The 3,545-nt window shown below is 42.6% G+C and carries 2 protein-coding genes; one reads left to right on the forward strand and one right to left on the reverse strand.

The features are described 5' to 3' along the window. Nucleotides 1-362 precede the first annotated feature (362 nt). Nucleotides 363-1,751 carry an MBL fold metallo-hydrolase RNA specificity domain-containing protein gene (locus tag H5154_RS22410; RefSeq protein WP_182719682.1) on the reverse strand — a complete coding sequence of 463 codons (1,389 nt, stop codon included), beginning with the start codon at nt 1,749-1,751 and terminating at the stop codon, nt 363-365. A 1,229-nt stretch (nt 1,752-2,980) separates the two neighbouring features. Between H5154_RS22410 and H5154_RS22415 the strand changes: the two genes are divergently transcribed. Beyond that, a complete protein-coding gene (locus H5154_RS22415; protein ID WP_182719683.1) occupies nt 2,981-3,460 on the forward strand; it encodes a DUF721 domain-containing protein in 480 nt (159 codons plus the stop codon). The last annotated feature ends 85 nt before the right edge of the window (nt 3,461-3,545 follow it).

Here is a 3,545-nt window from a genome sequence, read left to right on the forward strand (position 1 = left end):
ACATCATCACATTGAGATAATGCTTTTTCAACCGCTTGAACTTTAAATTCTTGTGTAAATCGACGTCTCATTTTTATCTGCCTCTATTAAAAGTTAGAGGCGACAACTATCCTGACACAGGGGGAAAGGCTCTGTAGGAGAATTAAAAACGCAGCTTATGATTGTTTTTGAGCTTGGTTATATCAATCACGAGCAAACATAGTTCGCATTAAATGAGTGCGAAGTAATTGGGAGAATGCTTGGGAAATTGATCTATGTAATCAAAAGCTCATGAGAATCTCACAACCTGTGCTACACAGAATAATGAAAAGGTTAAAGACTAGGAATTAGACTAAATTTAACACCGGGCTGCTCGTAGCCCGCTACTCGAAGCTCGTCAACGATTCCCCAATTTCAATTTTAACTCCTTCTCCTAGTACCTCTCGATACTCTTGGGCTAATGCCTGTTTTGCATCATCATCGCCATGGACTATTTTTATATGGCTGGGCTTTTTACACATACCTGTTACAAATTTTATTAAGCCGTTTTGATCTGCATGAGCACTGTAGCCGCTGATTGTGTGTACTGCTGCGTTAATGGTGATTTTATGGTCATTAATATGCACATAACCATTACTTGGTCCATAGGTTTGAATATCTCGGCCGAGCGTGCCACGGCCTTGGTAGCCAACAAAAATCACATCGGTAGTTTTATCAGGTAAAAATCGCTCTAGGTAATTCACAATTCGCCCGCCGGTGCACATGCCACTAGCGGCAAGAATAATTGCGGGTTGTTTGCGTTTGCTTAGGTAATTAATTACGGCAATATGCTCTTGGTGGCTGTCGATAGTATGCAACTGCGCAAAGTTTAATGGATGGCGACCTTTGGCTAAGCGTTTTTTTGCTTCATCGTCCCAGAGGGTTTTAAATTTTCGATACTCTGTGGTGAAGTTAGCTGCCATAGGGGAGTCAACAATAACCTCTATATTTTGCCATGGTGAATTTTTAGCTGCGTTGTGAATTATTTGCTCCAATTCGTACAGTAACTCTTGCGTACGGCCAATGCTAAACGCTGGCACTAATACAATGCCATTATCGGCAACGGCTTTTTCAATCACCTTTTTCAGTGTTTGCGTGCGTTCTTTTCGGCCTTGATGGTTTTTATCACCATAGGTTGACTCGATCACTAAAGTATCGGCTTTGTAAGGCGCTTTTGGGGAAGGCAGTAGCGGAGTATGCGGCGCTCCTAGGTCACCAGAAAATACCACGCGATGGGAATTCGGTTTTTTTCCTATATCTATTTCAACATAGGCGGAGCCTAAAATATGCCCGGCACGCTGTAAGCGAGCTTTCGCGGTGGGCTTGTTGCTGGTGGTTGGTAAGTCAAACCAGCTATTAAATTCGATAGCGACAATACGCTTGGCAAGTAAGCTTAAACAGGCGTTAATAATTTTTTGATCTCGCGTTACACCGACTTTAAGTGCATCTTCAATCACTAATGGCAATAAACTCGCCGATGCCTTCGAAGTAAAAATAGGGCCAGAGAAACCAGCAGCAAATAAGTAAGGTATGCGGCCAACGTGGTCAATATGACAATGCGTAACAATCAGCGCAGTGACAGTTGAGATATCAAAGTTGATAGCTAAACTTGACCCGGCGTCTTCCCCTTGAAAAAGCCCACAGTCAATCAACACCGATGAGTGTTGATCATAATCTAACTGATGGCATGACCCCGTAACCCCATTCACCGCTCCATGATGGGTAATTTTCATGGTTGATCCTTGTTGATTAAATTATACAAATTAGAAACAAGGTTAGGATAAAAAATGTCAAATTAAAAGGTTGAAGAGAGAAGGTTAGAGGTTAAAGGTACTCGGAGGCTTTATGATGCGGGGATTATAAAATTCATGGTTAAAGCCATTTCCTACGTTTTGTACAATTTGCCTGGCATTAACCTTTTGTGTATATGCTTATGCAGGCGAGTGGCTTGCCACCGCGATATTCAATATTGTTTCGGTGTTTTCGCGTCAGCAAGCTTAACGCCTACGGGTGTTAACGTTAATCTCAGTGTTTAATTATTCACTGTAGGCGAGTGGCTTGCCACCGCGATATTCAATATTGTTTCGGTGTTTTCGCGTCAGCAAGCTTAACGCCTACGGTGTTAAGGTTTATCTCGGTGTTAAATCACTTGTAGGCGAGTGGCTTGCCACCGCGTTTGAAATGTGGTGTTTTGCGTCAGCAAGCTTAACGCCTACGGGTGTTAAGGTTTATCTCGGTGTTAAATCACTTGCAGGCGAGATACTCAATATTGTTTCGGTGTTTTTGCGTCAGCAAGCTCAACGCCTACGGTGTTAAGGTTTATCTCGGTGTTAAATCACTTGTAGGCGAGTGGCTTGCCACCGCGTTTTAAATGTGGCTCGGTGTTGGTGCGTCAGCAAGCTTAACGCCTACGGGTGTTAAATTTTACTTTGATGTGTAATCTATTACTTGTAGGCGAGTGGCTTGCCACCGCATTTTAAATGTGGCTCCGTGTTTTGCGTCAGCAAGCTCAACGCCTACGGTGTTAAAGTTTATTTTGATGTTTAATTGATCACTTGTAGGCGAGTGGCTTGCCACCGCGATATTCAATATTGTTTCGGTATTTATGCGTCAGCAAGCTCAACGCCTACGGTGTTAAGGTTTATCTCGGTGTTTAATTAATTGCTTGTAGGCGAGTGGCTTGCCACCGCGAACAGGTTAAAGGTGCTAGGAAGACAAGGGTACTAGGGAAGTGACTAGGACCTGCGCTTTAAGATCTGGTTCCTATATTTTAAAACGTAGGCGCGGCTTTATGCCGCGCGGTTGTATTGAACCATCAGTCATTAGATTTCAGGTGTAGCTAATCTCTGCCTTTAACCTTTAACCTTTAACCTTTAACCCCGTATCTTTCATTTCTCGAGGTAGCTTTAACCTTTGCATTCAATTAAACTCAGTCTCTTCAATGTAACTTTTGGTGTTTTGCATGGCTAAAGATAGGTTCGCGCCAAAACCTTTAAACGATATTATGGCTGGCCTGAGTGGTCGATTGTCGTCGTATGCAGGTAAAAGCCAAGCATTAGATAAACAACAAACTTTGTTAAGTGAATTTTTGGGCGCTAATTTAGGTGGAAAATGTCGCGTTAGTAATTATCGCGATGGTACGCTGATGATTGAGGCGGTATCTGCACCTATAGCACTGCGTTTAAACTACTTAAAAATGGATATGCTGTCACACTTTCGTAGTGCCGGTATGGCAGAACTTGGGCAAATCAAAATTACCGCTAACCCACAAGCCAGCCAACGATTAAGTCCAAATAATGCGTTAAAAACAGCTAACGCCACTCCCGCGAATAAATTAGCTATGAGTGAACAAACCGCTGATTACCTTAATGCGATTGCACAAAGCGCACCACCGTCACTAAAAGAAAAGCTAGAGCGACTAGCGATGCATGGTAAAAAATAAAGGTTTTTGGCGCTAGGAAGAAATAGGCGCTAGGAAAAGTTTACCATGTATATTTAGTTTGCAACTGTATTGAAGAACCTAGAAC

The organism is Pseudoalteromonas sp. SR44-5 (genome assembly GCF_014163675.1).
Classification (GTDB): domain Bacteria; phylum Pseudomonadota; class Gammaproteobacteria; order Enterobacterales; family Alteromonadaceae; genus Pseudoalteromonas; species Pseudoalteromonas rhizosphaerae.

Excerpts from the sequence above, each read along its gene's own strand:
- H5154_RS22415 (WP_182719683.1), top strand. The coding sequence starts at position 2,981 with ATGGCTAAAGATAGGTTCGCGCCAAAACCTTTAAACGATATTATGGCT.
- H5154_RS22410 (WP_182719682.1), bottom strand. The coding sequence starts at position 1,751 with ATGAAAATTACCCATCATGGAGCGGTGAATGGGGTTACGGGGTCATGC.